This window comes from Alkalibacter saccharofermentans DSM 14828 (assembly GCF_900128885.1).
Classification (GTDB): Bacteria; Bacillota; Clostridia; order Eubacteriales; family Alkalibacteraceae; genus Alkalibacter; species Alkalibacter saccharofermentans.
Genome location: NZ_FQTU01000015.1, coordinates 27,350 through 53,663 on the forward strand (window position 1 = coordinate 27,350; position 26,314 = coordinate 53,663).

At 40.4% G+C, this 26,314-nt stretch carries 26 protein-coding genes and 1 tRNA gene; 5 read left to right on the top strand and 22 right to left on the bottom strand.

All coding sequences use genetic code 11. The annotated features are described in order from the left end of the window. Positions 1-165 precede the first annotated feature (165 nt). From BUB93_RS09530 to BUB93_RS09560, 7 genes are all read right to left on the bottom strand, one after another. Positions 166-240, bottom strand: a tRNA-Asn gene (locus tag BUB93_RS09530). 113 nt (positions 241-353) lie between these two features. After that, positions 354-1,430, bottom strand: a complete 1,077-nt coding sequence (rpoD, locus tag BUB93_RS09535) for an RNA polymerase sigma factor RpoD (protein ID WP_073271446.1) — start codon at positions 1,428-1,430, stop codon at positions 354-356. Further along, on the bottom strand, positions 1,430-3,226 hold the full coding sequence (gene dnaG, locus BUB93_RS09540; protein WP_084117209.1) for a DNA primase: 1,797 nt from the start codon (positions 3,224-3,226) through the stop codon (positions 1,430-1,432). Before dnaG ends, rpoD begins: the two co-directional genes overlap by 1 nt. A gap of 62 nt (positions 3,227-3,288) precedes the next feature. Continuing rightward, complete coding sequence (locus BUB93_RS09545; protein ID WP_073271449.1) at positions 3,289-4,290, bottom strand: deoxyguanosinetriphosphate triphosphohydrolase; 1,002 nt, start codon at positions 4,288-4,290, stop codon at positions 3,289-3,291. 94 nt (positions 4,291-4,384) lie between these two features. Continuing rightward, complete coding sequence (locus tag BUB93_RS09550) at positions 4,385-4,696, bottom strand: AzlD domain-containing protein (RefSeq protein WP_073271451.1); 312 nt, start codon at positions 4,694-4,696, stop codon at positions 4,385-4,387. Further along, positions 4,683-5,387: an AzlC family ABC transporter permease gene (locus tag BUB93_RS09555; protein WP_073271453.1), complete on the bottom strand. Its 705-nt coding sequence runs from the start codon at positions 5,385-5,387 to the stop codon at positions 4,683-4,685. Before BUB93_RS09555 ends, BUB93_RS09550 begins: the two co-directional genes overlap by 14 nt. Before the next feature lie 12 nt (positions 5,388-5,399). Continuing rightward, positions 5,400-6,065 carry a rhomboid family intramembrane serine protease gene (locus BUB93_RS09560; RefSeq protein ID WP_084117211.1) on the bottom strand — a complete coding sequence of 222 codons (666 nt, stop codon included), beginning with the start codon at positions 6,063-6,065 and terminating at the stop codon, positions 5,400-5,402. A 203-nt stretch (positions 6,066-6,268) separates the two neighbouring features. Here BUB93_RS09560 and BUB93_RS09565 point away from each other — a divergent pair, with 203 nt between their 5' ends. Then, positions 6,269-6,580, top strand: coding sequence for an SHOCT domain-containing protein (locus BUB93_RS09565; protein WP_143159090.1), 312 nt, complete (start codon positions 6,269-6,271; stop codon positions 6,578-6,580). Positions 6,581-6,628: 48 nt separating this feature from the next. On the opposite strand, the gene BUB93_RS09570 is transcribed toward BUB93_RS09565, so the two are convergent. From BUB93_RS09570 to BUB93_RS09585, 4 genes are all read right to left on the bottom strand, one after another. Beyond that, positions 6,629-7,798 carry an NAD(P)-dependent malic enzyme gene (locus BUB93_RS09570; RefSeq protein WP_073271457.1) on the bottom strand — a complete coding sequence of 390 codons (1,170 nt, stop codon included), beginning with the start codon at positions 7,796-7,798 and terminating at the stop codon, positions 6,629-6,631. A 21-nt stretch (positions 7,799-7,819) separates the two neighbouring features. Next, complete coding sequence (locus BUB93_RS09575; protein WP_073271459.1) at positions 7,820-8,644, bottom strand: Cof-type HAD-IIB family hydrolase; 825 nt, start codon at positions 8,642-8,644, stop codon at positions 7,820-7,822. Then, complete coding sequence (locus BUB93_RS09580; protein ID WP_073271460.1) at positions 8,645-8,926, bottom strand: cysteine-rich small domain-containing protein; 282 nt, start codon at positions 8,924-8,926, stop codon at positions 8,645-8,647. 94 nt (positions 8,927-9,020) lie between these two features. After that, a complete protein-coding gene (locus BUB93_RS09585) occupies positions 9,021-10,595 on the bottom strand; it encodes a M23 family metallopeptidase (RefSeq protein ID WP_073271461.1) in 1,575 nt (524 codons plus the stop codon). A gap of 502 nt (positions 10,596-11,097) precedes the next feature. Between BUB93_RS09585 and BUB93_RS09590 the strand changes: the two genes are divergently transcribed. Then, the gene (locus BUB93_RS09590; RefSeq protein ID WP_073271463.1) at positions 11,098-11,625 is read left to right on the top strand and encodes an HdeD family acid-resistance protein; all 528 of its coding nucleotides are present in this window, start codon (positions 11,098-11,100) and stop codon (positions 11,623-11,625) included. Between the two features lie 234 nt (positions 11,626-11,859). Here the strand turns inward: BUB93_RS09590 and BUB93_RS09595 are convergent, their stop codons facing one another. The 4 genes from BUB93_RS09595 to epsC form a co-directional block, all read right to left on the bottom strand. After that, positions 11,860-12,360, bottom strand: coding sequence for a hypothetical protein (locus tag BUB93_RS09595; protein ID WP_143159091.1), 501 nt, complete (start codon positions 12,358-12,360; stop codon positions 11,860-11,862). Between the two features lie 220 nt (positions 12,361-12,580). Next, positions 12,581-12,901, bottom strand: coding sequence for a rhodanese-like domain-containing protein (locus tag BUB93_RS09600; RefSeq protein WP_073271467.1), 321 nt, complete (start codon positions 12,899-12,901; stop codon positions 12,581-12,583). Between the two features lie 85 nt (positions 12,902-12,986). Next, positions 12,987-13,268 carry an ArsR/SmtB family transcription factor gene (locus BUB93_RS09605; protein ID WP_073271469.1) on the bottom strand — a complete coding sequence of 94 codons (282 nt, stop codon included), beginning with the start codon at positions 13,266-13,268 and terminating at the stop codon, positions 12,987-12,989. 48 nt (positions 13,269-13,316) lie between these two features. Beyond that, entirely contained in the window at positions 13,317-14,276 is a 960-nt protein-coding gene (gene epsC, locus BUB93_RS09610) for a serine O-acetyltransferase EpsC (RefSeq protein ID WP_073271471.1), read from the bottom strand. 149 nt (positions 14,277-14,425) lie between these two features. Between epsC and selD the strand changes: the two genes are divergently transcribed. Both selD and mnmH read left to right on the top strand, forming a co-directional pair. After that, positions 14,426-15,457 (top strand): selenide, water dikinase SelD, encoded by a 1,032-nt coding sequence (gene selD, locus BUB93_RS09615; protein WP_073271473.1) that lies wholly within the window; start codon positions 14,426-14,428, stop codon positions 15,455-15,457. 3 nt (positions 15,458-15,460) lie between these two features. Beyond that, positions 15,461-16,567 (top strand): tRNA 2-selenouridine(34) synthase MnmH, encoded by a 1,107-nt coding sequence (gene mnmH, locus BUB93_RS09620; RefSeq protein ID WP_073271475.1) that lies wholly within the window; start codon positions 15,461-15,463, stop codon positions 16,565-16,567. Between the two features lie 42 nt (positions 16,568-16,609). Here mnmH and BUB93_RS09625 read toward each other — a convergent pair whose 3' ends face one another. Then, complete coding sequence (locus tag BUB93_RS09625; RefSeq protein ID WP_073271477.1) at positions 16,610-17,059, bottom strand: universal stress protein; 450 nt, start codon at positions 17,057-17,059, stop codon at positions 16,610-16,612. An 87-nt stretch (positions 17,060-17,146) separates the two neighbouring features. Beyond that, a complete protein-coding gene (locus BUB93_RS09630) occupies positions 17,147-17,452 on the bottom strand; it encodes a LysM peptidoglycan-binding domain-containing protein (RefSeq protein WP_073271479.1) in 306 nt (101 codons plus the stop codon). 134 nt (positions 17,453-17,586) lie between these two features. Between BUB93_RS09630 and lexA the strand changes: the two genes are divergently transcribed. Continuing rightward, on the top strand, positions 17,587-18,210 hold the full coding sequence (lexA, locus tag BUB93_RS09635) for a transcriptional repressor LexA (RefSeq protein ID WP_073271481.1): 624 nt from the start codon (positions 17,587-17,589) through the stop codon (positions 18,208-18,210). A gap of 54 nt (positions 18,211-18,264) precedes the next feature. On the opposite strand, the gene BUB93_RS09640 is transcribed toward lexA, so the two are convergent. Genes BUB93_RS09640 through miaB form a run of 5 tightly spaced genes read right to left on the bottom strand, consistent with a single transcriptional unit; the run spans position 18,265 to position 26,274 of the window. Continuing rightward, positions 18,265-19,548, bottom strand: a complete 1,284-nt coding sequence (locus BUB93_RS09640) for a methionine gamma-lyase family protein (protein ID WP_073271483.1) — start codon at positions 19,546-19,548, stop codon at positions 18,265-18,267. Then, positions 19,549-20,490, bottom strand: a complete 942-nt coding sequence (gene miaA, locus BUB93_RS09645; RefSeq protein WP_073271485.1) for a tRNA (adenosine(37)-N6)-dimethylallyltransferase MiaA — start codon at positions 20,488-20,490, stop codon at positions 19,549-19,551. An 8-nt stretch (positions 20,491-20,498) separates the two neighbouring features. Further along, on the bottom strand, positions 20,499-22,322 hold the full coding sequence (gene mutL, locus BUB93_RS09650) for a DNA mismatch repair endonuclease MutL (RefSeq protein ID WP_073271486.1): 1,824 nt from the start codon (positions 22,320-22,322) through the stop codon (positions 20,499-20,501). Between the two features lie 4 nt (positions 22,323-22,326). Next, positions 22,327-24,945, bottom strand: a complete 2,619-nt coding sequence (gene mutS / locus BUB93_RS09655; RefSeq protein ID WP_073271488.1) for a DNA mismatch repair protein MutS — start codon at positions 24,943-24,945, stop codon at positions 22,327-22,329. Between the two features lie 12 nt (positions 24,946-24,957). After that, a complete protein-coding gene (gene miaB, locus BUB93_RS09660) occupies positions 24,958-26,274 on the bottom strand; it encodes a tRNA (N6-isopentenyl adenosine(37)-C2)-methylthiotransferase MiaB (RefSeq protein WP_073271490.1) in 1,317 nt (438 codons plus the stop codon). Positions 26,275-26,314 lie beyond the last annotated feature (40 nt).

The following is a 26,314-nucleotide window of genomic DNA, read 5'->3' on the forward strand; positions in this document are numbered from 1 at the left end:
TGTTTGTCACATCATCGGTCATTAGGGCTTAGCTTTAGAAAAATATTTTTTCTGTGAGCTGAGCCCATTTTCGCGAACGTTAAATCATATAAAAAAACGCTGTCAGTAAACTAGTTACCAGACAGCGTTATATCTATTTTTACACCTTTAAGTGCTTAAGTCAAATGGCTCCCCAGGTTGGACTCGAACCAACAACCTACCGGTTAACAGCCGGTTGCTCCACCATTGAGCTACTGAGGAATGACTATATTTTTAATCACATTTACTAATTATAATGATTTTTTTTGCTTTGTCAATAATATTTAATAAAAAAACGGTGATTTATAAAACCACCGCTGATTGCCGATTCTGCCTTAATCCAAGTAATCCTTAAGCTTTTTGCTTCTGCTTGGATGCCTTAACTTTCTCAGAGCTTTCGCTTCTATCTGCCTGATTCTTTCCCTAGTGACATTGAACTCTTTTCCGACTTCCTCTAAAGTCCTCGCCCTGCCGTCATCAAGTCCGAACCTCAGCCTTAGGACTTTTTCTTCTCTGTCAGTTAGAGTACAAAGCACCTCCATAAGCTGCTCTTTTAAGAGGGCATATGAAGCCGCCTCTGCCGGAGCAGGTGCATCGTCATCAGGAATGAAGTCCCCTAAATGGCTGTCCTCTTCCTCTCCAATTGGAGTTTCCAATGAAACCGGATCTTGTGCTATTTTTAATATCTCCCTTACTTTCTCTTCGGAAAAACCCATTTCAGCCCCTATTTCAGCTGGTGATGGCTCTCTGCCAAGTTCTTGCAAGAGTTGTCTAGATACCCTTATCAGCTTATTTATTGTTTCCACCATGTGAACAGGTATTCTGATGGTTCTGGCTTGATCTGCAATCGCTCTTGTAATGGCTTGTCTAATCCACCAAGTAGCATATGTACTGAATTTATAACCCTTGCTGTAATCAAACTTTTCCACAGCTTTTATCAATCCTAGATTTCCTTCTTGGATAAGATCTAAAAAAGACATTCCCCTGCCAACGTACCTTTTCGCGATGCTTACTACGAGCCTTAAGTTTGCTTCGGCAAGTTTTTGCTTGGCAAGCTCATCTCCCGCTTCCATCTGTTGAGCCAGCAAAACCTCTTCATCTCCGCTTAACAGCGGAACTTTGCCTATTTCCTTCAAGTACATCCTTACAGGATCATTGATGCTTATGCCATCAGGAAGACTTACTTCGATGTCTTCTTTGACAAGTGACTCTACTTCCTCTTCAGCTCCAGACATGTCCTGAGCAAATATCTCGATACCGTCCTCTTCGAACATAGCGTAAATGTCCTCTATTTGATCCGGCAATAAATCTATTTCGGAAAGAGAGCTTTCAATTTCTTCGCCTGTCAAAGTTCCGTTTTTCTTCCCTTTGACCCTTAGCTCGTTAACCTTTGAATTTTCTCTAATATCCATTAAAATTCCTCCCTTCCCTTGTGTTGTAAGTTTTCAATCTCTCTTTTTTTATCCACGATTTTGCAATATATTTCATTCAACTCTTCCTCATTTAGACTAAAATCATTCATCTGTTCCTGCAGCCTGCTAATTTCTTCTTTAATATTGAACACTTTAACCGTACTGATACAGTTTATAATCGTATCATCCAAATTCTCCCCAGCATCTCCTGCCGTCATCAGCAATGAGGATAGATATTTTATCTGTCTATCGTCTTCAAGCTTTGAAATCAACCTAGCCGCATCGGGCACTTTTCCATTTCGGACTGATTCATAAGCAAACTCCGCCGTTTTTTTCAGCAGATCAGGTCTAAAGGAACCGGAATCTATGTTGCTGATGATTTTTTGAGCTTTTTTAAAGTCGCTGTATAAAATGCTCAAAAGTTTTTCCTGGGCTTTTATTCCTGAATTTTTCTTTATTTTCTTAATATCCTTAGGCTTTTCTTTATAATCTGAGTGTCTTTTTGGCTCAGGCTTGTTTTTCATTTCCCTTACGATGGCTCCCGGCTCCACACCCATTTTGACAGCAAATTTTTTCAGGTGCAGCTCCCTTTCGATTTCGTCTGTCATATTTTTAAATATATTAGATGCTTCCTTTATAAATCTGATTTTTTGATCTGTCTTATTTAAATCATAGTTTTCAGCAAGCTTATCCAACCTGTATTCAACTGTTGTCACAGCCTTGTCCAAAGCTTCTTTAAAAGCCTCCAGGCCTTCCTTTTTGATGAAATCATCCGGGTCTTCTCCCAAGGGCAATCTCAGTACCTTAATCGTCAGATCTAGTCCTTCCAGCACCTGTATGCCCCTTACCATAGCTCTTTGTCCGGCTTCATCTCCGTCATAGCACAATACGACCTCGTCCACATACCTTTTTATCAGTCTTCCCTGTCCTTTTGTCAATGCCGTACCTAATGAAGCTACTACATTTTTCACCCCTGCCTGATGCAGGCTGATAACGTCCATGTATCCCTCAACTGCTATTATTTTTCCGCCTTCGATATTGTTCTTGGCGATATTAAGTCCGTAAAGATGGCTCCCTTTTGTAAATATTGTGTTTTCTGGAGAGTTTAAATATTTGGGATACTTGTCGCTTTTTTCAGTCAATCTGCCGCCAAAGCCTATCACCCGTCCGGTTACGGTAACTATCGGGAACATGATTCTGCTTCTAAACCTGTCATAATATCCGTTGTTTCTGTTGCTTTTTAATACAAGTCCCGATTCTATCATTTCCTGTGGGGCATATCCCTTGTCAACCAGAAACTTGTACAAACCGTCAAATTCTGCTGTGGAGTAACCAAGGGCAAAGCCCTTGATGGTTTCCTCTTGTATCCCCCTAGAAAAGAGATACCTTTGAGCGGGCAAATTTTTTATAAGCATTTTATGAAAATACAAGGCGGCATCTTTGTGCAGCTTGTATTGTCTCTCCCTTTTTATGCTTTCAGCATCGTTTTCAGCTGACGGATCCGGCAAATAAACATTTGCTCTTTGGGCTAAGTGTTTTATGGTATCGATAAAGCTTAAGTTCTCCATATCCATAACAAAAGTTATTAAATTCCCACCGGCACCGCATCCGAAGCAGTGATAGAGCTGTTTTTCAGCAGAAACGCTGAATGAAGGGGTTTTTTCGTTGTGAAACGGGCACCTGCCCATATGTTGGCTTCCAGATTTTTTTAAAGTGACATATTGGGAAATCACATCTATGATGTTATTGGCCTCAACCACCTGCTGAATTTGTTCTTCAGTATAACCTCTGCCCATTTGACCACCTGATTTTATCTGTTTTATTGCTGAATCTTGCTACTTGCCTTGTTTTCATAAGTTTAATATACCCTCCATGGTGAAGGTATAAACAAAGCACTGTAGCGGTTTACCGCATACCTGTCAGTCATCCCCGCTATGTAGTCAGTTACTACTCTTTCAATTTTTTCATTTTTAAGATTTTCTCTGCATTCATTTGACATGTCCTCTGGGTGATTAGTGAAGTAATTAAACAAAGAAAGTATTATATTCCCTGTTTTATCTTCTTCAGTCTTGGCTTTTGAGCCTATATAGACTGTATCAAAAAGGAAATTACGCAATTGATGCGTAGCATTTTTAACCTCTTCGCTCATAATTACGTAATCTTTCCCCCAGCTATTTTGAATAATATCGTGAATCATCCTATCAATTCGTTGTCGTTTGCCTTTGCCCAATACTCTAACGCATTCTGCAGGCAATTGACTTTCTGTCATTATTCCGGCTCTTTGAGCATCTTCTATATCGTGGTTTATATATGCAATACGATCTGAAAAATGTACGATTTGCCCTTCCAAAGTTTCAGGCGATTTACTTCCCGAATGATTTAGTATACCATCTCTAACTTCCCATGTCAAATTAAGCCCCTTGCCGCTTTCCAGCTCATCTACAACTCTCAGGCTCTGCTGTCTGTGCTTGAATCCGAATGAACATATCTGATCCAAAACCTTTTCGCCGGTATGCCCGAAAGGAGTGTGCCCCAAGTCGTGACCTAGCGCGATTGCCTCTGTTAAATCTTCATTAAGCTTAAGAGCCCTAGCCAAAGTTCTGGCTATCTGCGCTACCTCAAGGGTATGGGTCAATCTCGTTCTGTAATGATCTCCCTCAGGGGATATGAACACCTGTGTTTTATGCTTAAGCCTCCTGAATGCTTTTGAATGTACAATCCTATCCCTGTCTCTTTGAAAATCAGTCCTTATGTCGCAAGGTTCTTCGTAAATCTTTCTTCCCTTTGATTTTCTGCTCAAGACTGCGTAAGGTGAAAGTATATTATTTTCTACTCTTTCCCAATTCTCTCGTATAATCATGGCATTCCTCTCCAATACGGCTAATAGTTTTATTCACTATAAGATACCCAATTCCTTTTAATTTCAACAAAAAAAATCAGGGCCGTTTTCAGCCTTAAATTCCCTGTATCCCTCTAATGATAAAAACCGTCCCAATTCCTATCAATACCACATATGTAGGGTTCAACTTTCTGTACGCTGCCAATCCACATGCAAACACGGCCCCTATAGAAGCATATATGCTGTCTGTAGAACCGAATACTCCCGGAAATATCAAAGCGCCCAGCATGGTATATGGTATAAGGGAAAGAAACTTGTCCAATTTTTCAGGCAGGTCAAGTTCCTTCATAAATACCATGGGCAACATCCTCGGTATGTAGGTAACCAGGGCCATTCCAGCAACTGTAATCAATTCACTTTTCAACATCTTTTTTCTCCTCAATCAAAAAAGTGCCTGCAAATGCACAAACAAGAGACGAAGCAACAAGGCTCCATCCGCTGGGCTTTCCACTTGGCGTCATTATGGATACAATTACGCTATGCACGACTGCCGTTGAAAAAACCAGTACGCTAAGACCCTTAGAGTCTGAAATCCCCGGCACTAAAAGGGCTATGAACATGGCATAAAGCGCAACTCCCATTGATGCTTCGATAGCTTCTGGAAGAAAGCTTGAAAAAACTATCCCTAAGATTGATCCTGCTATCCAAAAGATATAGGGGGTAAGACCTACTGCAGCAAGATATCCTGCCGGAAGCTTAACGTAATTATCATCTAGCGAGCTGACTGAAAATGATTCATCTGTTATCCCAAAGGAGATTACCATCCGCTTTAACGTGTCTATTCCATGTTCCAGTCTTCTTGAAAGAGATGCGCTCATAATTAAATGTCGACTGTTTATTATAAAGGTGGTAAGTATTATCTCAAGGGGCATCACTCCTGTTGCAAACATATTGATGCTTAAAAACTGCGCTGCCCCTGCATAAACCAAAATCGACATCATCACGATCAAAGCCCCTGACAGCCCCGCAGCCCTGCCTAGAACTCCGTAGGCTATTGCCAGAGGCAGATAACCGATACATACAGGAAATGCGCTTTTGATTCCTTGCCTTATTCCCATTTTTTCACCTGTTTACTTTCTTCTTTTAAACTCTCTGACCTGTCTGTGAAAGTCGGTTCTGGTATCGTTTGTTGAAGTTCTCCTTTTGATGCCTCTAGTGAAATCCCCATAGAAAAATATAAAGAAGTTCGCAAGAGCCACAATTGCCGCAACCCTTTCAGACATGGATCCCGTCAGTATTGTCATTCCGAAGAAGAACCAGTTCAGATAGGCTAAATACTTCATCTTTACTGGTATTATCAAAAACAACAAAACCTGAAAATCCGGAAAAAGATGGGCAAAGGCTAAAAACAAAGACAAATTCAAGTAAGTGGGCATGCCTACAGTCCCTGCAATCAGTGATGCCACCACTGTACCTGCTACTCCAAATAAGTAGTAGAGATTAAATCTCGCAGTCCCCCACTGCTGCTCCAAGGTCTTTCCTATCATATAATAAAAATAAAGTGCAAATATTATCCAAATGGGAGAAAATGATGGCGGGATGAACACAAAGGTTATTACCCTCCAGATTTCACCCCGCATAATTGCAGCTGGGAAGAAATAGAGCCTGCTTATAAATTCAGACCCGAAGAACATCGAGAGTATGAATACCAGCCCAGTTAGAGCAACGATATAGTACATGAGATTGTGTATCGCAAACCTGCTTATTTTACGTTCTAATTTTTGCAGCCAATTCAAGTTGAACACCTTCTTTTCATATCAGTAGCCTTCATTTTATAAGAATTTTTTATTTTTTTCAACCTTTTGCAGGGATTTTAATATATTGTTAAGATTTTGCTTGCAAATCATTTTTTATTATTTGATAGTGTTTCTTGTTTTATTTCATTCAATGACACACAAACGACACATTTAGATGTTATAATCATAATACAAGAAGGAGGATGAAAATCATGATGAGCAGATATTTTTCCGGCAGAGGCTTTGACGGATTCAGTTCCTGGTGTTCAGGAGCCTTCGGCGGAAGGTTTCCATTTGGAGGGATTTTAATGATGATATTTTTTGTCGTCTTGGCGGCAGCAGCTGTTTACCTATTGCTTAAAAACAGCAAATCAATCGGTGTTTCAAACAAAAATGCTTCTGTGAAAAAAGACACTGATTATTTTGTTAACCTTTTGAAGGAAAGCTACATCAAGGGTGAACTCACAGATGAGGAGTTTGAACAGAAAGTAAAAAAACTGCGGGACAATGAATAAAAGAGTTGATGCCTCTTATCAACAACTACAAAGAGGCATCAATTCTTTTTATTTTGCGACTCCAGATTCCACAGCAGCATTTTTAACAGCTTCACTTACTGCATCAACTACCTTTTTCTCAAATACCTTGGGAATGATGTAGTCCGTTCTAAGCTCAGAAGTTGGAATTGCATCTGCTATAGCTCTTGCAGCAGCCATCTTCATTTCCAAATTTATATACCTTGCCCTGACTTCCAAGGCTCCCTTGAATATCCCAGGAAAAGCCAGTACGTTGTTAATCTGGTTGTCAAAATCGCTTCGCCCTGTTCCTACAATCAGGGCCCCTGCTTCATAAGCTTCATCCGGCATAATTTCAGGAACTGGATTGGCCATAGCAAATATCACCGGATCCGGGTTCATGTTCCTGACATCCTTCTCTTTCAATGCTCCTGCGGCAGAGACTCCTATGAAGATATCTGCTCCCTTCAAAGCAACTGACAAGCTTCCCTCTACATTATCTTTGTTGGTAATGCTTAAGATATCTTTTTTATACTGGTCCAGATTCTCCCTGGCAGAGGATATGATTCCCTTGCTGTCACACAAAACAATTTTCTCAAAGCCGTATGCGTATATAAGCTTGGCGATTGCTACTCCTGCCGACCCGGCTCCGTTTATGACTACTTTAGTCTCTTTTTCGGTTTTTCCACAGATTCTCAGCGCGTTTATCATGGCCGCAAGAGTAACTATCGCTGTCCCGTGTTGATCATCGTGAAAAACAGGTATATCAAGTTCCTGTATCAACCTTTCCTCAACTTCAAAACATCTGGGTGCCGAAATGTCTTCAAGATTGATTCCTCCAAAAGTGGGAGCTATATTCGATACAGTTTGTACGATTTCGTCAACATCCTGAGTATCAAGACATATAGGAAAAGCATCCACTCCAGCAAATTCCTTAAAGAGTATCGCTTTACCTTCCATTACAGGCATTGATGCAAGACCTCCGATGTTTCCAAGTCCCAAAACTGCAGACCCGTCGCTTACCACGGCAACAAGGTTTCCCTTAGATGTGTAGTTATAAGCCTTTTCCTTGTCATCGTATATTTCCAAACATGGCGCAGCGACTCCAGGGGTATATGCTACCGATAAATCTTCTTGATTCTTTACAGGAACCTTGCTGACCACACTTATTTTCCCCTTGTGTTCTTCGTGAATTTCCAATGCCTTCTTATTATAATCCATTAATTTCACTCCCGTCGTTAATTATAGAACAAAACGCTCTATTGCCGCAGCCACTCCATTGTGGATATTTGACAGAGTGGTATAGTTTGCCGCTTTTTTGACATCCTCGGCAGCATTGCCCATGGCAACTCCTATTCCTGCAATTTTTATCATTTCTAGGTCATTTTCATGATCCCCTATAGCCATCACTTCATCTAGCTGTATTCCATAATGCTCACATACTCTTATAAGTCCCTCGCCTTTGTTTACCTTGTCATTTATTATATCAATTGAATCCGGCATAGATCTGACTGTATATATGTCATCTATTGAATCGATTTTAGATCTAATAACCTCAAAAAGGCTATCATCGATGTTTTTGTGGTTGAGAAGAATCTTGTAAACCTCAACGTCATTTTCCAAAAGTTCATATGGGTCATCGATTATCCTAATATCAATTTTATCCTCTTCCTTTTGAATCTTGTTCCAATCCAGGTATTTCCTGCTGGTTTCATTGTACTCCAAAGCATAATATGTGTTATTCCCAAACATTTGGTAGCTTACTTTAAAACCGTTTAAAGAATCCAGCACTTCTTTAAAAGAATCTTTATCTATTGGCTTTCTGTCTATTACCACCCCAGAATGATACTCTTTAGTATATGCGCCGTTGCAGCTTATTATTGCGCTTTTCGTATTCAGCATTTTTGCATAATACTTCGCAGAAGGAAATACCCTCCCTGTAGCCAAAACCACTCGAACTCCCTTTTCTATGGATTCTCTGATCCGTCTCTCAACCAGCGGGTCAATTTCGTGCTTGCTTTTTAGAAGCGTGCCGTCCATATCCACAGCTAAAAGCTTAATATCCATTCAATCACTTCCCTGTCCGGCCTTCTCATTTTTGACCATTTCTATTATTTCCTCCAGCTTGTTTATGATTTGATCGTAATTGTCCTGATCATGAGGTGTTGAGCAATCAGTGCAATTTTTTATTCCCTTGTCGGTATATGTGAAGAATCCTCCACATTTGTCTCCAAGAGCATACAAGGGACAATAGCAAAACAGGCAATTGAAAATCTTGTCTTTTTCGAGTACATGGCAAGGATAATATTCACATCTTATATTTTGAAAATGCTGATAATAATTACTCATCGCCTTCACTCCCTCCTTAAACACCTACAAGAAGAACCCACCACGGTTTCAGTAATCTGAACCAGTGGCGGGTGCTGTTAAAATCGGTCTCGTATTATGGTGATACTCTCGAACCAACTCTTAGGTTTGGAAAGTATCTTGTGATAACCTGACGCTGTCCATTATATCTGATTTCGAAATGCAAATGGTTCCCGGTGCTTCTACCAGTGCTTCCCATAGCACCTATATACTGCCCTCTGCTGACAGACTGTCCGACCCTAACTCCATATGAACTCAAATGAGCATATAAGGTCGTGAAGCCATTTCCGTGATCAATTATTATCGTATTTCCATATGCGCTGTACCAAGATGCCCTGGTGACTCTCCCTGAATCTGATGCGTATATAGAAGTTCCTCTGCTGTTTGCAATATCGACTGCTCGTCCTCCAGCGTGGCTTCCTGCTTTGTTTATGACAGATACCCTGCCTGATGTAGGCATCCTGAACCTGCCTGTACCTTGTGATGGGGGAAGGGGTTTAGTACCTTTTGCCACAACTCTTTCTATTGGTTCTTTTATTACGCTTTCATTGACGATTTCCCTTGAAACCTCAACTCCGTTTTGATATAGAACCGTAGCGGTTATTTCTTTAACTCCGTTGACTCCTGCCGTCATTTCCTTTGTCTTGCCTACGTAGATTGAAGAGTCATTTTTATATGTTGTGTCAAATGCTATCCTTTGAGTATACACTTCCTGCTTTGAAAAAGATATGTCCATATACGGTTTTTCTTCTGTTAGCTTTAAAACATCACCCTCGCGAAGAGACGTTATATCCTTGTCTGGATTTGCATTCTCCAGTTCCGCTATGTTTATACCCCTGTTTACTGCTATATCCCAGGAAGTATCCCCTGATTTGACTTTGTATTCGTATATTTCGTCAGTTCCCTGGGTTATATACTTGACTGCATCTTCAATACTGGTTATTTCATTGTAAGCTACCAGCTTTTCAATGATTTCGTAATCCTGCTGAATCTCAGGTTCATCAATCAGCTCTTCGCCTTCACCTAAGTTTACGTAGCTTGATACAACTTTTTCAATAGTCTCTTTGGCTTCCTCCATAGATGAAAGAGTAACTACTTCTTCTCCCTCAATCACTATGACAGCTCCCTCTGAGGAAAGGCTTATATCTGTAGCATATACCGCTGCAGCAGATTCTTGGGGAGTGCTTAAAAGCGCTTCCTTGTCGATAGTCGCTCTTTCAAAGCTTACATCGCTTTTAAAAACTATATCTGTTTGATAAAGGCTTGAGAGTTCTTGTTTGACTATCTCTACACCTTCAGTGAAATCTTCCATGTTTTTTACCATGCCAATTTCTTCACCGTTGAATATTACCGTATAACCCTGTACTGCGTTATAATATCCCGTTCCGGTAACAAATAGCGTAAGAACGGATACACCAATGGCCAGTTTTTTTCCGTTTTGTTTTGCTGAAAAAATACAAGCTGCCGCTCTTTCTCTTAATGAGTTTCTAATAGCTTTGATGCTTCCAGCCTCAAAAATCGGACCTAAGCTCGTTGATGTTCTATATAATTTTTCGGTCATTTTTTTAGTTTTCTTTTTTATTTTGCTCCAAGCAGCTTTAATTAATGCTGTTGCTTTTTCTATCTGATTGTTTTCATCTTGCCCGGTCAAGTTTACACCTCCAAGTTTTCGACACCTGTTACAAGTGTCATACAGTTGTTACAATTTCGTTACACGTGCTAGTTTAACACAACAAAAAAGAAATTTAAACACTAAAATCAAACTTTTATCAAAAAACTTTGATTTTTTTAATTTTTTCTTAAGTAATGAAATTATTGATTAAGTTGTTGTTTCATTTTCCCCGATGTTTTCTTACTCGATCTTGGAAAGAACACGCCCAAATGGTGGCCAAAGAACAGGAGGCATCATGATATTTGGTCGTGACTTTGGCAACTACTCTCAGGATATTCTTGTTGGACTTTACAAGATTACTTAATTTAATCAGATTTCTCTTAATTATCATGTTTAGCGACTGATCAATCTTAAGTTGCCATATTAAAACTTCATATATTGATATTAAGCGTTACGCTTTTTTAACCGGCTTTAATTTTTTTACTTTGGGTATATTATAGGTAGAAGCGTATTAGACGTATGATATGAGGGAAGTGATAAAATGAACGGATTCGAGAAAATCAAATCTTTTGGAATCTTTTTTGGAATTTCACTGATAATAGCCGGCGCGGTCTTCTTGATGTTTCCCAGCAGCGTGATTAAATTTTTGGCTGTGCTAACCGGTCTTTTGCTAGCAGCTTTCGGGCTTTTCAAGGCTGTAAGTTCTCTACTGAGGTGGAATGAGCTTAATTACCGAGTATTGCATATGGCTGTTGGAATACTTCTTGTTCTTTCAGGAATATTCATAATAATCAATACTGAGTTTACTATAAGCGCATTGGGCGTCGTGATAGGTATCTTTGCCATATTGCAGGCATTCGACAGGTTTTCTGTTGCGAGTTCCAGAAGGCAGGCAGGTTTAAATTACAAACCCACCGTCATTTTTGGTGTTGTCCACTTGGGATTTGGCATCGGGATGTTTTATTCCGCCTTCGGAATGATATCCATCATAGTTTCGCTAATAGGTGTGTACCTCCTGGTTTCAGGGGTAATGGTGGCACTGAGCACAGCATACTTCTTTGATTTCTAAATAAAGCCGGGCATCCGCCCGGCTTTATTATTGTATGAGAAAACCATACGCTGTGCGTATGGTTTTCTCATACAATAATAAAGCAACTGGATTTGCACCAATCGCCTGGCTCACTGTCTCCAGCCTGCTTTTGCCTATTTGTGTAAAGCACGCCTCAATCTTATTTTCTGAAAAAATGCTATCATAAACATAAAGAAAAAGTCAATTCAATCCCAAATAACGGGATAAATCGACCTAGGTTATGAGATTATCAACGCACTGAATTATGCTATCAGGTATACTGCTCGAGTGAAACGTCATAATCTTATATTTTTTTGATTTGTTCTTATATCCAATAACCAAGTATTGTGCTGATTTTTTCTGCCTTGACCATAACAACGACTTTGTTCTTCTGGTGAGGTATCCTAAGAAATTTCTGCTTATGGGTTCGATTTCCTCATCCCTTCTGGTAACGGCACTGAGAATGCAATCTCCAGGTATTTCGTAATAATCCTTATCTGTAGAAATAATCACCATGTCGTCGGTTACAAAAAAATTCACAAGCTCAATCTTGTTAAACTTTCTGCAATAGACCAGCTTGGCTGCCGCTTTGGCATTTAGCATGATTTTTAAACTTTCAAATTCCCTCTGTTTTTCGTCTTCTTCAAAATCATCTGCGAATCCAATGTTTACTGACAGGAGGTATACTGCTAGAAAATAAACCATCATAGATAATACAAGCAATAACATGGCCACTCAATCCTCTCTTCTGAATTAAAAATCCTTTGAGATGCTTCGAATAAGCTCTATTGTCGTTGTATCATAAAAGTTTTATTCATGCGCCAACACTTCTCTCAATACCATTATATCAAATACCCTGTCAAATGTACTGATTCAATGCTAATCTAATGAGAAATAATGTATACACTATCGCTAAAAAACAAACCGGCTATAAGACCGGCTTATTTTCTTAAAGTTATCTTTTCAGAGCTCCCACATAAGATCCTGTTCCACCACCTACGTTTATTACTTTGTATCCGGCTACTTCAAGATCATTGCAGGCACTTAAGCTCCTGGCACCAGACTGGCATATGATGTGGTACGTATCGTCTTGCGAGATGTACTTTGAAGGATTCGATACCAAAAGACCCATGGGTATGTTCTTTGCCCCAGGCAGATGACCTCTGTGGTATTCGTAAGGTTCCCTTATATCTATTAAGTTCAGATTTTCCTTTATATCCACCAAATCATTTACATTTACGGTTTTAAAATTATTTTTCTTTAAGAATGCAAACATTTAAAAGCCCCCTTGTTTATATTAGTATATAAGTATTTTCTTATATACTAATACTACAGGGATTTCTGCTGATTGTCAACACCCTTTAAAAAGAACAATAATTTTTTTTCAATACTTCAATCACAGTTTTAATTCGCTCGTCATATATATCATATGTAATGCTTAGTCCATTCTTTTCAGATTGCAAAATCTTATGAGCCTTTAATATGGAAAGATGCTGAGACAGAGCGGATTGAGTCATATTTCTCAGTTTTTCATGCAATTGACTGACCGTCATGGGACTTTGAATCAAATAACAAACGATCATTAGCCTGTTCTCGTTTGACAAGACTTTTAAAATTTGTGCAACTTCTTTCATCTCTTCCATAGCTTTCAGCTCCTTGAGTTTTTAGCGACTTGTTTCGATTCAATTCCACTATTTGCCATCTATTCCGTAGTCTACTTTTAGCTCTTTGGCTGTGCCGTCTTTAAATACTAGCTCTGGGTTTTTTATGCTAACCTTGGTTCCGGGTGGAACTGATTTTGTTATAAATGCGTTACTTCCTATAACCGCGTCAGCACCTATTACCGTCTCCCCTCCCAGTATGGACGATCCTGAATAGACCGTAACATTGTCCTGTAAAGTAGGATGCCTCTTAACGCCTCTTAAACTCTGACCGCCTCTAGTGGAAAGTGCTCCCAAAGTCACTCCCTGATATATCTTTACATTATCGCCTATATGGGTGGTTTCTCCTATAACGACGCCTGTTCCGTGATCTATGAAAAAATACCTGCCAATGGTCGCTCCTGGGTGTATGTCTATCCCCGTTAAATTGTGAGCGTACTCGCTTAATATCCTTGGTACCAGCGGAGCCTCCAACAAGTATAGCTCATGAGCCAGCCTGTGTATGCTAACAGCAAATATTCCCGGGTATGAAAATATGATTTCTTCCTTGCCTGTAGCTGCAGGATCACCCTGAAACGCCGCCTCAACGTCAGTGGCCAAAAATTCTCTGATTTTTGGTAACTTCTCCAGAAAAACATAGCTAATTTCTGAAGCTTTTTTTTGTATGACATCTCTCTTGCAGATATTTTCCCCCTTGCTTTTGGAAAATTCCTGCAAGCTCAAGGCAAACACGAGTTGTTCCGTGAGTATCTCGTGAACATTTACAACCAGCTCGCCTGTATGGTACTTCATTATCTCGCCTCTGCAAGCATGTCTGTTAAAATACCCAGGAAAAATCATTTGCCTTAATTGGCCAGCCAAATTTATTATGACATCCCTGTCTGGCATTGGGCACTGCACATGAGGAAGTATCGATGTCTCTTCCTTGTAGCTTACTATTGCTTCCATCACTATTTTATCGATTCTTTTCTTATCCAATAGTCTCGGCATTTTTAATAACCTCATTTCTTTTTTAAAGTCCTTTTGCCTGAATTGTTTGTTACTCCATTTTATTATTATTCTTTTGATTCGTCAATTGACTAGATTCTATTTCGTTATGTTATAATGGTTACTATATAAATTCAAATCAGAGGTGCAAAATGGACGATATAAAATTAACCGAATACAGCCACGGAGCTGGATGTGGGTGCAAGATATCACCCGAAATATTGGAATCGATATTGGAAGGATCAAAATCATCCTTGGAATTCCCCAAACTGCTTGTAGGAAACAGTTCAAAGGACGACGCTGCCGCATTCGACTTAGGCAACGGTACATCCGTGTTGAGCACAACGGATTTTTTCATGCCAATCGTTGACGATCCATATACTTTTGGAAAAATAGCCGCCACAAATGCCATAAGCGACATATACGCAATGGGCGGAAAACCGTTAATGGCCATTTCTATATTTGGATGGCCTATTAAGAAACTACCTGTGGATGTGGCCAGGCAAGTCATAGCGGGGGGTAAAAGCGTCTGTGAAAATGCAGGCATACCTTTGGCAGGAGGTCACAGCATCGATTCTCCTGAACCAATATTCGGTCTTGCCGTGACAGGGCTTGTAGAGAACATAAACCTTAAGAAAAACAACTCAGCAACTGAAGGCTGCGAGCTGTTTCTAACAAAGCCCCTTGGCATTGGAATACTCACAACCGCCCAAAAGAGAAAAAAAATAGCGGCCAAAGATTTAAGTCAAGCTATAGACGCCATGTGCACACTTAACTCGATTGGTGAAGATATCGCTAAAATCAAAGGCGTAAAAGCTTTGACTGATGTCACCGGTTTCGGACTGTTAGGACATCTGACTGAAATCTGCGAGGGCAGCGATATATCAGCTGTTGTCGACTTCGAAAAGGTTTCATTGCTTGATAACACTTTGAAATACCTCTCAATGGGATGTACCCCCGGAGGTACACGTAATAATTTCGCTAGTTATGGACATAAGATCTCACCCTTGACTGAAGATCAAATGAATATACTGTGTGACCCACAGACTTCCGGCGGACTACTGGTGGCAGTAGAAAAAGATTCCGTGGAGGAGTTTTTGAATGTTACTAAAAACGCAGGTCTGCATCTAGACTCAATAGGTATAACCGTGCCTAAATCCAATCATTTCGTAAAGGTAGTGTAGCTTATGTTCGATGCAACTGCAGACTTCAAAAAAATAGTGTTGACCGAACTACCGCTAATCGACGTGAGAGCCCCAATTGAATACGAAAAAGGGGCATTTTTAAACAGTGTAAATCTCCCAATTATGAATGATGAGGAAAGACGTTTAGTCGGCATATGTTACAAGGAGAAGGGTAACGAAGAAGCAGTCAATCTAGGAAATAAGCTGATTTCAGGTTCATTAAAAGACCAAAGGATTAAGGATTGGACTGATTTTTTAGCAAAGCATCCACAAGCTCTAATCTACTGCTTCAGGGGCGGGCAAAGGTCGCGAATCAGCCAAAAGTGGATTTATGAGGCCACGGGCCAGCCAACATTGCGACTGGATGGAGGCTACAAAGCCTTTAGAAACTTTCTGATAGATGCCTTAGCACCAGACAACATATCATCTTCACCCTTGGTATTAACCGGATATACAGGTTCGGGAAAGACAGACCTTCTTTTGGAGTTTGACGCCACTGTGGACTTGGAAGGTCTGGCAAACCACCGAGGCTCATCCTTTGGCAACCAAGTCAACACCCAGCCCACTCAAATTAATTTTGAAAACAATCTTGCCTACAGAGTGATCCAGCACAGCTCAAAAGCCTATAAATACATGCTTCTGGAAGATGAAGGACGCAATATAGGCAGAAGCTATATACCTAAAGAGCTTCATGCATACTTTAAATTGGGAGAACTGGTTCTTGTCCATGTTGACTTTGATATAAGGCTTGAAAATATTTTCGATGAATACGTGATTAAATCTCAATTAGAATACGAAAAAGCCTCTATGGAAGGTTGCGGTCTTGATAAATGGGCATCTGTCATTTCCAACAGTTTGGCTAAAATAAAGAAACGCCTTGGAGGCGAATGCTACGCTAGGGCATCCAAAGCATTCGAAGATGCTTTACTGTCGCAGAAAAACACTGGAGATCTTACCCTGCACATGGTATGGGCTGGTATACTATTGAAAGAGTATTACGATCCAATGTATAAATATCAAATCGACAACAAGCGAGAAAACATAGTTTTTGAGGGAAATACGGCAGAAGTCAGAGAGTACCTAAATGAAAAATCATCCCTGTATCTATAAAAAGGCCGACGCTCAGCGTCGACCTTTTTTAAATGCATTAAATTACCTGACCACTAAAACCGGTTTTTTTATGTGGTGCAGAACTTTATTTGTCACGCTTCCTAAAATAAAGCTCTGGATCCCTCCGCTTATGCCCACCGAACCCATAATTATAAGATCGATATCATCATTTTCGTTTACAAATTTAATAAGTCTATTGGCGGGGTCTCCCTCCAGCTCTATGGTTTCAACCTTGTCAGTCATATCAGCAAAAAACGCTTTTGACTTATCTAGTATATTTTGGGAGTGTGTTCCTGCAGCATCAACCAGCTGTTGAAGAGTCGAGCCCATATCAACTACATTTCCCGGCTCATATGGATACAGTGGAAACCTCACGTCTTTAACATGGACTAGAACCACAACGCTGCCAAAAGCCTCGGCCAGTTCTTTTCCACTTTTCATCGCCTTTTCAGAATACTCCGATCCATCCACAGGTATTAATATTTTCTTCATGTATTATACCTCCCTAAATTTAATCTACTATATATTTACCCTGATGGAATAAGTTCACGCATAAATTTAATAGGGAGATGTTTTTTATCATCTTAAAGGTATTTCCAGCCGCTGGTTGGGATATATATGATCATTTCCTAAAATTCCGTTGTGTATGGATATTTCGTACACGATATCTCGAATATCTATTTTATCGGAACCGTAGTCCTTTGCAATAGCCCAAAGAGTGTCTCCTTCTTTGACTATGTAGGTTCCATATACGGGCATTTCATCTCCTTTTACGATCTGAGCCAGCCCTGTTGATAGAAGCAACATAAAGAAAATGATAACGGAAACCGCCAACGCCAGCCTTTTTTCATCTACTACCTTTATCCTTTTACCTGCAATGCTCATTTTATTCGCCTCCTAGAACGTTTGTTCTATTTTTAATATAACAGAACGCTTGTTCTCTGTCAACTTTTTTCGAACATTTGTTTGTACTAGGTCTTTTCCTGTGCTATAATAAATATGGAAACGGAGGAGATATCATGTATGAAGATTTAAGTCAAAAGCAAAATGAAATACTGGAATACATCGTAGCTGAAGTCAACAAGAAGGGATACCCGCCTTCCGTTAGGGAAATATGCCTGGCAGTGGGCTTAAAAAGCACTTCAACCGTACATGGCCACTTATCCAAACTAGAAAAAAAAGGGTATATCCGACGAGACCCGACCCTGCCAAGAGCTATAGAAATAATGGGAAGGCTGTCCGATAATTTGCCTCCAAACGCCAAAGAAATGGTAAACATCCCCGTTGTGGGGAGAGTAACTGCCGGAGAACCGATTTTGGCATTTGAAAACATAGAGGATTCTTTTCCGCTACCCGTCGATTTTGTTGGAAAAAATGAATGCTTCATTCTATCCATTAAAGGAGACAGCATGATAGAAGCTGGAATTTTGGATGGAGATTATGTAATAGTAGAAAAAAAGAACACTGCTTCAAACGGGGACATCGTAGTTGCCCTGGTAGACGAAGAGGAAGCTACGGTCAAAAGGTTCTTCAAAGAAAAAAACCACATTAGGCTTCAACCTGAAAATTCCGCAATGGATCCTATAATCCTAGATGATGTTCGCATACTTGGCAAGGTTTCAGGTGTAATCAGAAAAATGTAAGTTCATACACTGTATTAACAAATCAACACGACTTTTTGAAGTCGTGTTGATTTGTTAAAAACTCAAAAAGCCTTTGTCCCCAAGCTCTTTCAACGCCATATATATTCCCAGCCTTCCATGTTCGTGGGTAAGGCCTCCCTGCAGATATGCGATATAAGGTTCTCTCATAGGGGCATCAGCACTTAACTCGATGGAAGATCCCTGAATAAATGCACCTGCAGCCATTATGACCTGATCGCTGTACCCTGGCATGTCCCATGCCTCCGGGGTTACAAAAGAGTCTACGGGAGCAGCGCTTTGAACTGCTCTGCAAAACACCTCAACCATTTCCTTTGAACCAAACTTAATGGATTGGATTATATCGCTTCTCTCATCTTGAGGGAGAGGGCAAACTTCGTATCCTAGCCTTTTAAATACCCCGGCAGCTAGAATCGCAGTTTTAATAGATTCCCCTACTATATGGGGCGCCAGAAAAAGACCTTGCAAATATGTTCTGTTTATGCCAAGGGTAGCTCCTGTTTCTTTCGCTATCCCCGGAGCGGACAGCCTGCATGCCGCAAGGTAAACAAGAGCTTTTTTTCCTGCTACATATCCTCCCATAGGGCTTATGCCTCCTCCGGGATTCTTTATGAGGGATCCAGCCACTAAATCTGCTCCTACGTCTGTAGGCTCCAGGATATCCAGAAACTCCCCGTAACAATTGTCCACCATCACTGCTACGTTGGGCTTAGCTTTTTTCATTGCCAAGATAGCTTCCTTGATTTCCTCTATCGTCAAAGCCTTCCTCCAGCCATATCCGGTAGATCTTTGAATATATACAAGCTTGGTTTCATCCCTCAATGCTTCCAGCACTTTTTTTAGATCTATGCCCTTCCGACAAAGATCTATTTGGGCATACTTTACTCCATAATCCTTAAGTGTTCCGTAGTTTTTTCCCTTCCCATCGATAATAGTCCTCACCGTATCGTATGGGGAGCCCGTAATAGAAAGAAGCTCATCTCCTGGGCGGAGTACTCCGTAAAGACATAGGGATATAGCATGGGTTCCCGATATTATCTGCGGCCTGACCAAGGCATCTTCCGCATTGAATACCTCGGCATAGATTTTCTCCAAGACATCCCTGCCTTCATCGTCATAGCCGTAGCCTGTAGACACATTAAAGTGCCTGTCACTTAGATTATGTTTCTGCATGGCTCGTATTACCTTTAGCTGATTATATTCGCAAATTTCCTTTACCTTCTCAAATATGTCCTTAAGGCTTTTTTCTTCTCTCCTGCATAATTCCAGTATTTTTTCATCAATGCCGAACTTTTCGTACATAGCCTCTTTAATCTGCATCTATATAATGTTCCTTTCATTCAGATAATCAAATACGTCAGCATACAAAGCCTCTTTGTCTTCATAGGCGTCTATGTAAAACCACTTTATTTCATCATATCTCCTGAACCAGGTAAGCTGTCTTTTAGCGAACCTTCTTGTATCCCTCTTCAAGATGTACACTGAATGTTCATAAGACCACTCTCCCGACAGGTACTTGACAATTTCCTTGTAGCCAAGCCCCTGCATGCTGACCAAATCCTTTGAATAACCCATTTCTATAAGCCCTCTTACCTCTGCAACCAATCCTTGTTCAAGCATAATATCTACTCTCTTGTCGATCCTATCATATAGGAGTTCCCTATCCATATTGAGACCGATCATTACAGGTTCGTAAGGGGTTTCATTTTTTTGCGACTCCTCGTCCTGGATGCTCTTTTTGACTCCTGAAACCATATACACCTCCAGAGCTCTCATGACTCTTTTAACGTTATTAGGATGTATTGACTTAGCCGATTCAGGATCTACAGATTCAAGCATAGAATACAGATACTCGCCACCCTTTTCTTCGAATGTCTTTTGCAGCTCACTCCTTCGCTCATCAGATGGGGGCGTATTTGAAAAAGTCCAAGGCTTTACCAAACTGTTTATATAAAGTCCGGTTCCTCCAGCTATTATGGGGAGTTTGCCTTTATCTTGAATCTTTTGGATGATTTCTTCGCTTTTGTTTCTGAAATCCGCAACACTGAAAGGTTGGTCTGGATCAATTACATCAATGAGATGATGCTCTATTTTCTTCATTTCAGACCTAGAAGGCTTTGCAGTTCCTACATTCATATGCCGGTATATCTGCATCGAATCTGCAGATATTATTTCACCATTATTTTTTTCTGCTATCCGTATTGCCAAATCTGTTTTTCCGGAAGCAGTAGGTCCTGTCACTATTAAAATTTTCGTTTTCATAAATTCTCCTATATTACTCTTTTAAAAAGCTTTTCCATTTCGTATTTCGTCATCGATATGGCAACAGGACGCCCATGTGGGCAGGTAAAGGGCATGTCGCATTTTTTCAAAAGCTCTATCAGCTCTTTTATCTCTATGATATCGAGTCGTTGATTTCCTTTAATTGCTTTTTTGCAGGCTGAAAGGATTATCTTTGTCTCCAATTCATGGTTCTTTCCTTCGGTAAAGTCGTCAAGTATCATGGTAAGAAGTTCTGCTTCCGCCGGTTTGTCCAATAGATATGGAACACCTCTCAATACAATGGAGCTGTCTCCAAACTCGTCGTAGTCAAAGCCAAGCCTTTCAAAAGCATTCTTGTTGTTTTTTAAGAATTCATACTTATCCGGTGCCATCTTCATCTTTACTGGCATGATAGACTGGGTGCTGTTTTTGCTGTTTTTTATCTCTTTGCTTATCTTTTCGAACAAAATCCTTTCATGGGCGGCATGCTGGTCAATCAAGACGATCTGCTCCCCCTGCTTTTCCAATAGGATATATGTATTAAAAAGCTGTCCTATAACAGTAGTGTTTTGAAACAAACCTTCAATTCCTTTGGTTTTTTTTATATCCTCTAGATATTCGGGCAAATCTTCCTTTAGTATTTCTGGTTTGGCTTCAGAAGTTAATTCAAATCCATCAGTAATTGTTTCTGTCTTTTGTTCAATTAACAAAGGCACTTCTTCCACTTCTTCAAACACAGGAGCTTTTTCTTCTTTAAGATCAATCCCGTTGTTAGTATCTTCAATATATTTAAAATAAGATTTTTCTTTATTCCGCTCCTCTGAGAATTGATGTGGTTTCTTTTCCACAAGATTTTGTCTTATAATTTTTCTGATTCCGCTTTTTAAAAGCAGCATTACCAGGCTTTCATTCAATATCTTGATCTTTGTCTTGGCCGGGTGAATGTTTACGTCCAGCATGTCAGGGGGCAGCTTTATATTCAGTATGAATACAGGATGCTGATTGATCATAACCGTATTGTCGTATGCATCCTCTATGGCTTTATTAATTTTAATTTCTCTTACATACCTGTTGTTTATGAAGACGAACTGGTAGTCTCTTGTTTTTTTCGTATAATACGGACTGCCCAAGAATCCTTCTATTTCCATGGGAGAATTTTGATAATCCGCCTTGAACAGCTCACTGTCAAACCTCTCACCGAACAGACTCTTAAGGGTATTTTCGAGACCGCCTTTCCCCGGTGTCCTTAAAACTTCAGAATTATCCATCAATAGGCTAAAGGAAACTTCGGGGTGGGACATGGATAAGACCTGTACGATCTGAATGATCTTTTTATTTTCATCTCCCGGCTTTTTCATATGCTTGAGCCTTGCAGGAGTGTTGAAAAAAATCTCTTCTATTGATATCGACGTTCCTCTTTTGCAGGAAATTGCCTGTTTTTCCCCTTTTCCCTCTATCAGCCTTAACCCGGTTCCAAGTCCGTCATCAGAATCCGATGTCCTAAGGGTTACCTTGGATACCGCAGCCATACTCGCAAGGGCCTCCCCCCTAAACCCCAAGGTATGGAGGTTGTCCAAGTCGTCTATTTTTTTAATCTTGCTCGTCCCATGTCTTTTAAAGGCGTTGAAGACATCAGCTTCGTTTATCCCTTCACCGTCGTCTACGACCCTAATCAAGGCTTTGCCTCCGTTTTCTATCTCTATCCTGATATTTTCCGAACTAGCATCTATTGAGTTTTCAACAAGCTCTTTAACAACTGCTGCCGGATCGGTTATCACCTCTCCGGCTGCTATTTTCGCCGCTGTTTGGCTATCTAAAAAGGCAATCTTCATATTATCACTCGCTTGTCAGTCTTTTTTTGAGGGCATTTAAATAGTTCATAGCCTCTATCGGCGTCATTTCTTCAATGGGCAGGGTCTCAAGCTCTTCAATTACAAGCTTGTCCTTGTAGTTAAAAAGGTTGAGCCGGTCTTTATCTTCTGAAACTGCTTCCTGAATTTTTTTGCTTCTTTTAATTCTAACTTCCTTTTCCTCCATTACCAATAGAAGTTCATTTGCCCGTTGGATGACACCCTGGGGAAGCCCAGCCAGCTTCGCGACTTCTATTCCATAGCTTTTATCCGCACTTCCCGGAACGATCTTTCTAAGGAAAATCACCCCTTCTTCCCTTTCCTGTACCTTTATACAGTAATTGCGAACTCCATCCATCATTTCTTCAAGTTCTGTAAGCTCATGGTAATGAGTTGCAAACAAGGTCTTGCACCCTACCTTTGTGCTCTCTGCTAAATGTTCGGCAACAGCCCAGGCGATGCTAAGCCCGTCAAAAGTACTTGTGCCTCTTCCGATTTCATCAAGTATGACAAGACTGTTCTTTGTTGCGTTTTTTAAGATGTTTGAAACTTCGCTCATCTCAACCATAAAGGTGGAGTGCCCGGAAGCTAGATCGTCAGAAGCTCCCACCCTTGTAAATATCCTGTCAACGACGCCTATTTTCGCCTGTTTGGCTGGCACAAAGGATCCAACTTGGGCCATGAGAGTTATAAGCGCAACCTGCCTGATATAGGTTGACTTGCCTGCCATATTCGGACCGGTAATCAAAATCATCCTGTTATTTCTGCAGTCAATTTCACAAGAATTTGGTACAAAGTCGTTAGAATCCATCATTGACTCTACAACCGGGTGCCTTCCATCAAAAATTATTATCTCATCAGACTCCGCCACCGATGGCTTCACATATCCATTCTCATAGGCCGCCTGAGAAAAAGAATATAACACATCTATTACGCTGATAAAATCCGCAGTTTTTTTAATGCGATTTATATTTCTTATTATTTCTTGTCTGACATCCTGAAAAATTTCGTATTCAAGCTCTACGAGTTTTTCGTCTGCTTCCAATATCTTCGTCTCTAGATCCTTCAGCTCCTCTGTAAAATATCGCTCACAATTTGCCAGAGTCTGTTTTCTTACAAAACGTTCAGGCACGAGATGAAGATTGGTCCTGGTTACCTCAATGTAGTATCCAAATACCTTGTTATATTTTATCTTCAGAGATTTTATGCCTGTTTTTTCCTTCTCTTCAGCCTCGATTCTCAAAATCATGTCTTTGCTGTTTCCGGAAATATTCCTGTAGTAGTCTACATTTTTATCGTAACCGTATTTAATAAGGTTTCCTTCTTTTAATGTAGCCGGTCCATCGGGATTGATGGATTTTTCAATTAGCTCTCCTAAATCCTGCAGATCATCTATTTCCATTCTTAATTCAGATAGATAACCACTTTTTGCACTTTCCAATATATTCTTGATATCCGGAATCAAGAATATGGAATCCTTTAGGGCGGTCATGTCTCTGGAATTGCAGTTTCCAAATGACAGCTTGCCTACTATTCTTTTAAGGTCGTAAATGCTCCCTAAAGCTATTTTAAGCCTATCTTTTATAGAAACATCCTCATATATTGATTCTACGGCCTCAAGCCTTTTATTTATCATATTTGGGTCTGTAAGTGGCTCGCTCAGCCATTTTTTTAGCTTTCGCCCTCCCATGGAAGTCTGGGTCTTATCTAGTATTCCAAGGAGGCTTCCCTTTTTGTCCCCACCTCTTATGGTCTTTACCAGCTCCAGATTGGATCTTGTGGCATAATCCAGTGACATGTAGCTATCCACTTCATACCAATTTATCCTGTCTATATGGGACAGAGTTCTCATCTGCGTCTGGTCAATATATTCAAGCAGAGCGCCTGCAGCTCTCAGGCCATGCTGTCTGTCGGTAAGTCCCAAGGAATTTACAGAATATACTCCAACTGACCGAGATATAATCTCCTTTGAGTTTTCCAAGTCAAAATACTTGTTGGGCAACACGTTAGTGAACATTGAAAACTTGTTTGCCATTGTTTCGTGGAGGACCTTGTCTTTGAACAAAACCGTATTTATTAGAATTTCGGATGGGGATATTTTTGCAATTTCATCAAGAATCCTGTATTTATTCTCATGGCCATTTAACTCAGTAACATAGAATTCTCCTGTTGAAATATCCATATATGCCAGTCCGAAGTCTACCATGTTGTAATAAATACTCATCAGATAATTGTTGGAACGGTCCTTAAGGTAATTGCCGTCGTTGACAGTCCCGGGAGATATTACTCTTACTACATCCCTTTTTACTATTCCTTTCGCTTCCTTTGGATCTTCTACCTGCTCGCAGATCGCGACCTTGTATCCCTTTTCGATCAACTTTGCTATATAGCCTTCTGCTGAATGATATGGCACTCCGCACATGGGAGCTTTTTCTTCTAAACCGCATTCCCTGCCTGTTAGGGTTATTTCAAGCTCTCTAGACGCTGTTATTGCATCGTCAAAAAACATCTCGTAGAAATCCCCAAGGCGAAAAAATAATATGGCATCCTTTACCTTCTCATGTACATTTAAGTACTGTCTCATCATTGGTGTTAGCTGATCCATGAAACCATCCCTTTACTGTTCTATTTCTCCGTTTAGGCTGAAGGTCTTTGCCTGGGTTATTTTAACTTTGACGATTTTCCCCGTCAACGACATATCTCCCGGAAAATTGACCAGCTTGGCCGTTTCGGTTCTGCCGGAAAGGTTTTTCGGATTATTCTTGCTGGGTCCTTCCACAAGAACATCCAAGGATTTACCCACGTAACCTTCGTTTATCTCCCTGCCTATTTTATTGTGAACTTCAAGGAGCCTGTTAAGTCTTTCATGCTTCAAATCTTCCGGCACCTGATCATCTCGCCCCCATGCCGGAGTGCCTTCCCTTGGAGAATAGAGGAAGGTAAATGCCAAGTCGAATCTACACTTTTCCATAACATCCAAGGTATCTTGGAAGTCTTCTTCAGTTTCTCCGGGAAAGCCAACGATTATATCCGTAGTAAGAGCAACTTCAGGAATTCGTTCTTTTATCTTTTCAACCAGGGCTATGTAGCTATCCTTGTCGTATTTTCTGTTCATATCCTTTAATATCCTGCTGCTTCCAGATTGTACAGGCAAGTGTATATGATTGCATATCTTCGGTTCTTCGGCAATCGCTTCGATAACCTCATCAGAAAGATCCTTTGGATGAGATGTCATGAACCTTATCCTATCGAGTCCTTCAGTTTTAGCAAGCTCTCTCATCAAGGTTCCAAATCCAACAGAATCTTCAAATGTATTGCCGTAGGAATTTACATTTTGCCCCAGTAGGGTTATCTCCCTGCACCCATTTTGAGCCAGTGCCTCAACCTCCATCTTAATGCTGTCGATGCTCCTGCTTCTTTCCCTGCCTCTTGTGTATGGGACAATGCAATAGCTGCAAAAGTTATTGCATCCATTCATAATCGATACATATGCCTTGAAATCGTATTTTCTGTCCACTGGAAGGTTTTCTACGATTTCTCCACCTTCCTGCCATACGCCGACCACCATCTCGTGCTTCTCCATGTGATTGGAAAGCATATCTGGAAACTCATGGATATTGTGAGTTCCAAATACGATATCAACGTGCCTATGCTTGCTTTTGACCTCGGCTACCACAGACTCTTGTTGCATCATGCACCCGCAAATAGCAAGGATAAGTTCCGGTCTATCTCTTTTAACCCTTTTGTATCGTCCAAGGTGTCCGAAGAACTTATCGTTTGCATTTTCTCTCACGCTGCAGGTATTAAGTATCACGATATCTGCCATATTTTCGTCCTCGACAGATACATGCCCTAACTCCATCAGCATCCCTGATATTTTTTCGGAGTCATTTTCATTCATCTGACAACCGTAAGTAGTAATTTTATAGTTCATTTTCTCTCACCTTTCAAACTTATGGGTGCTCGACTTTTGC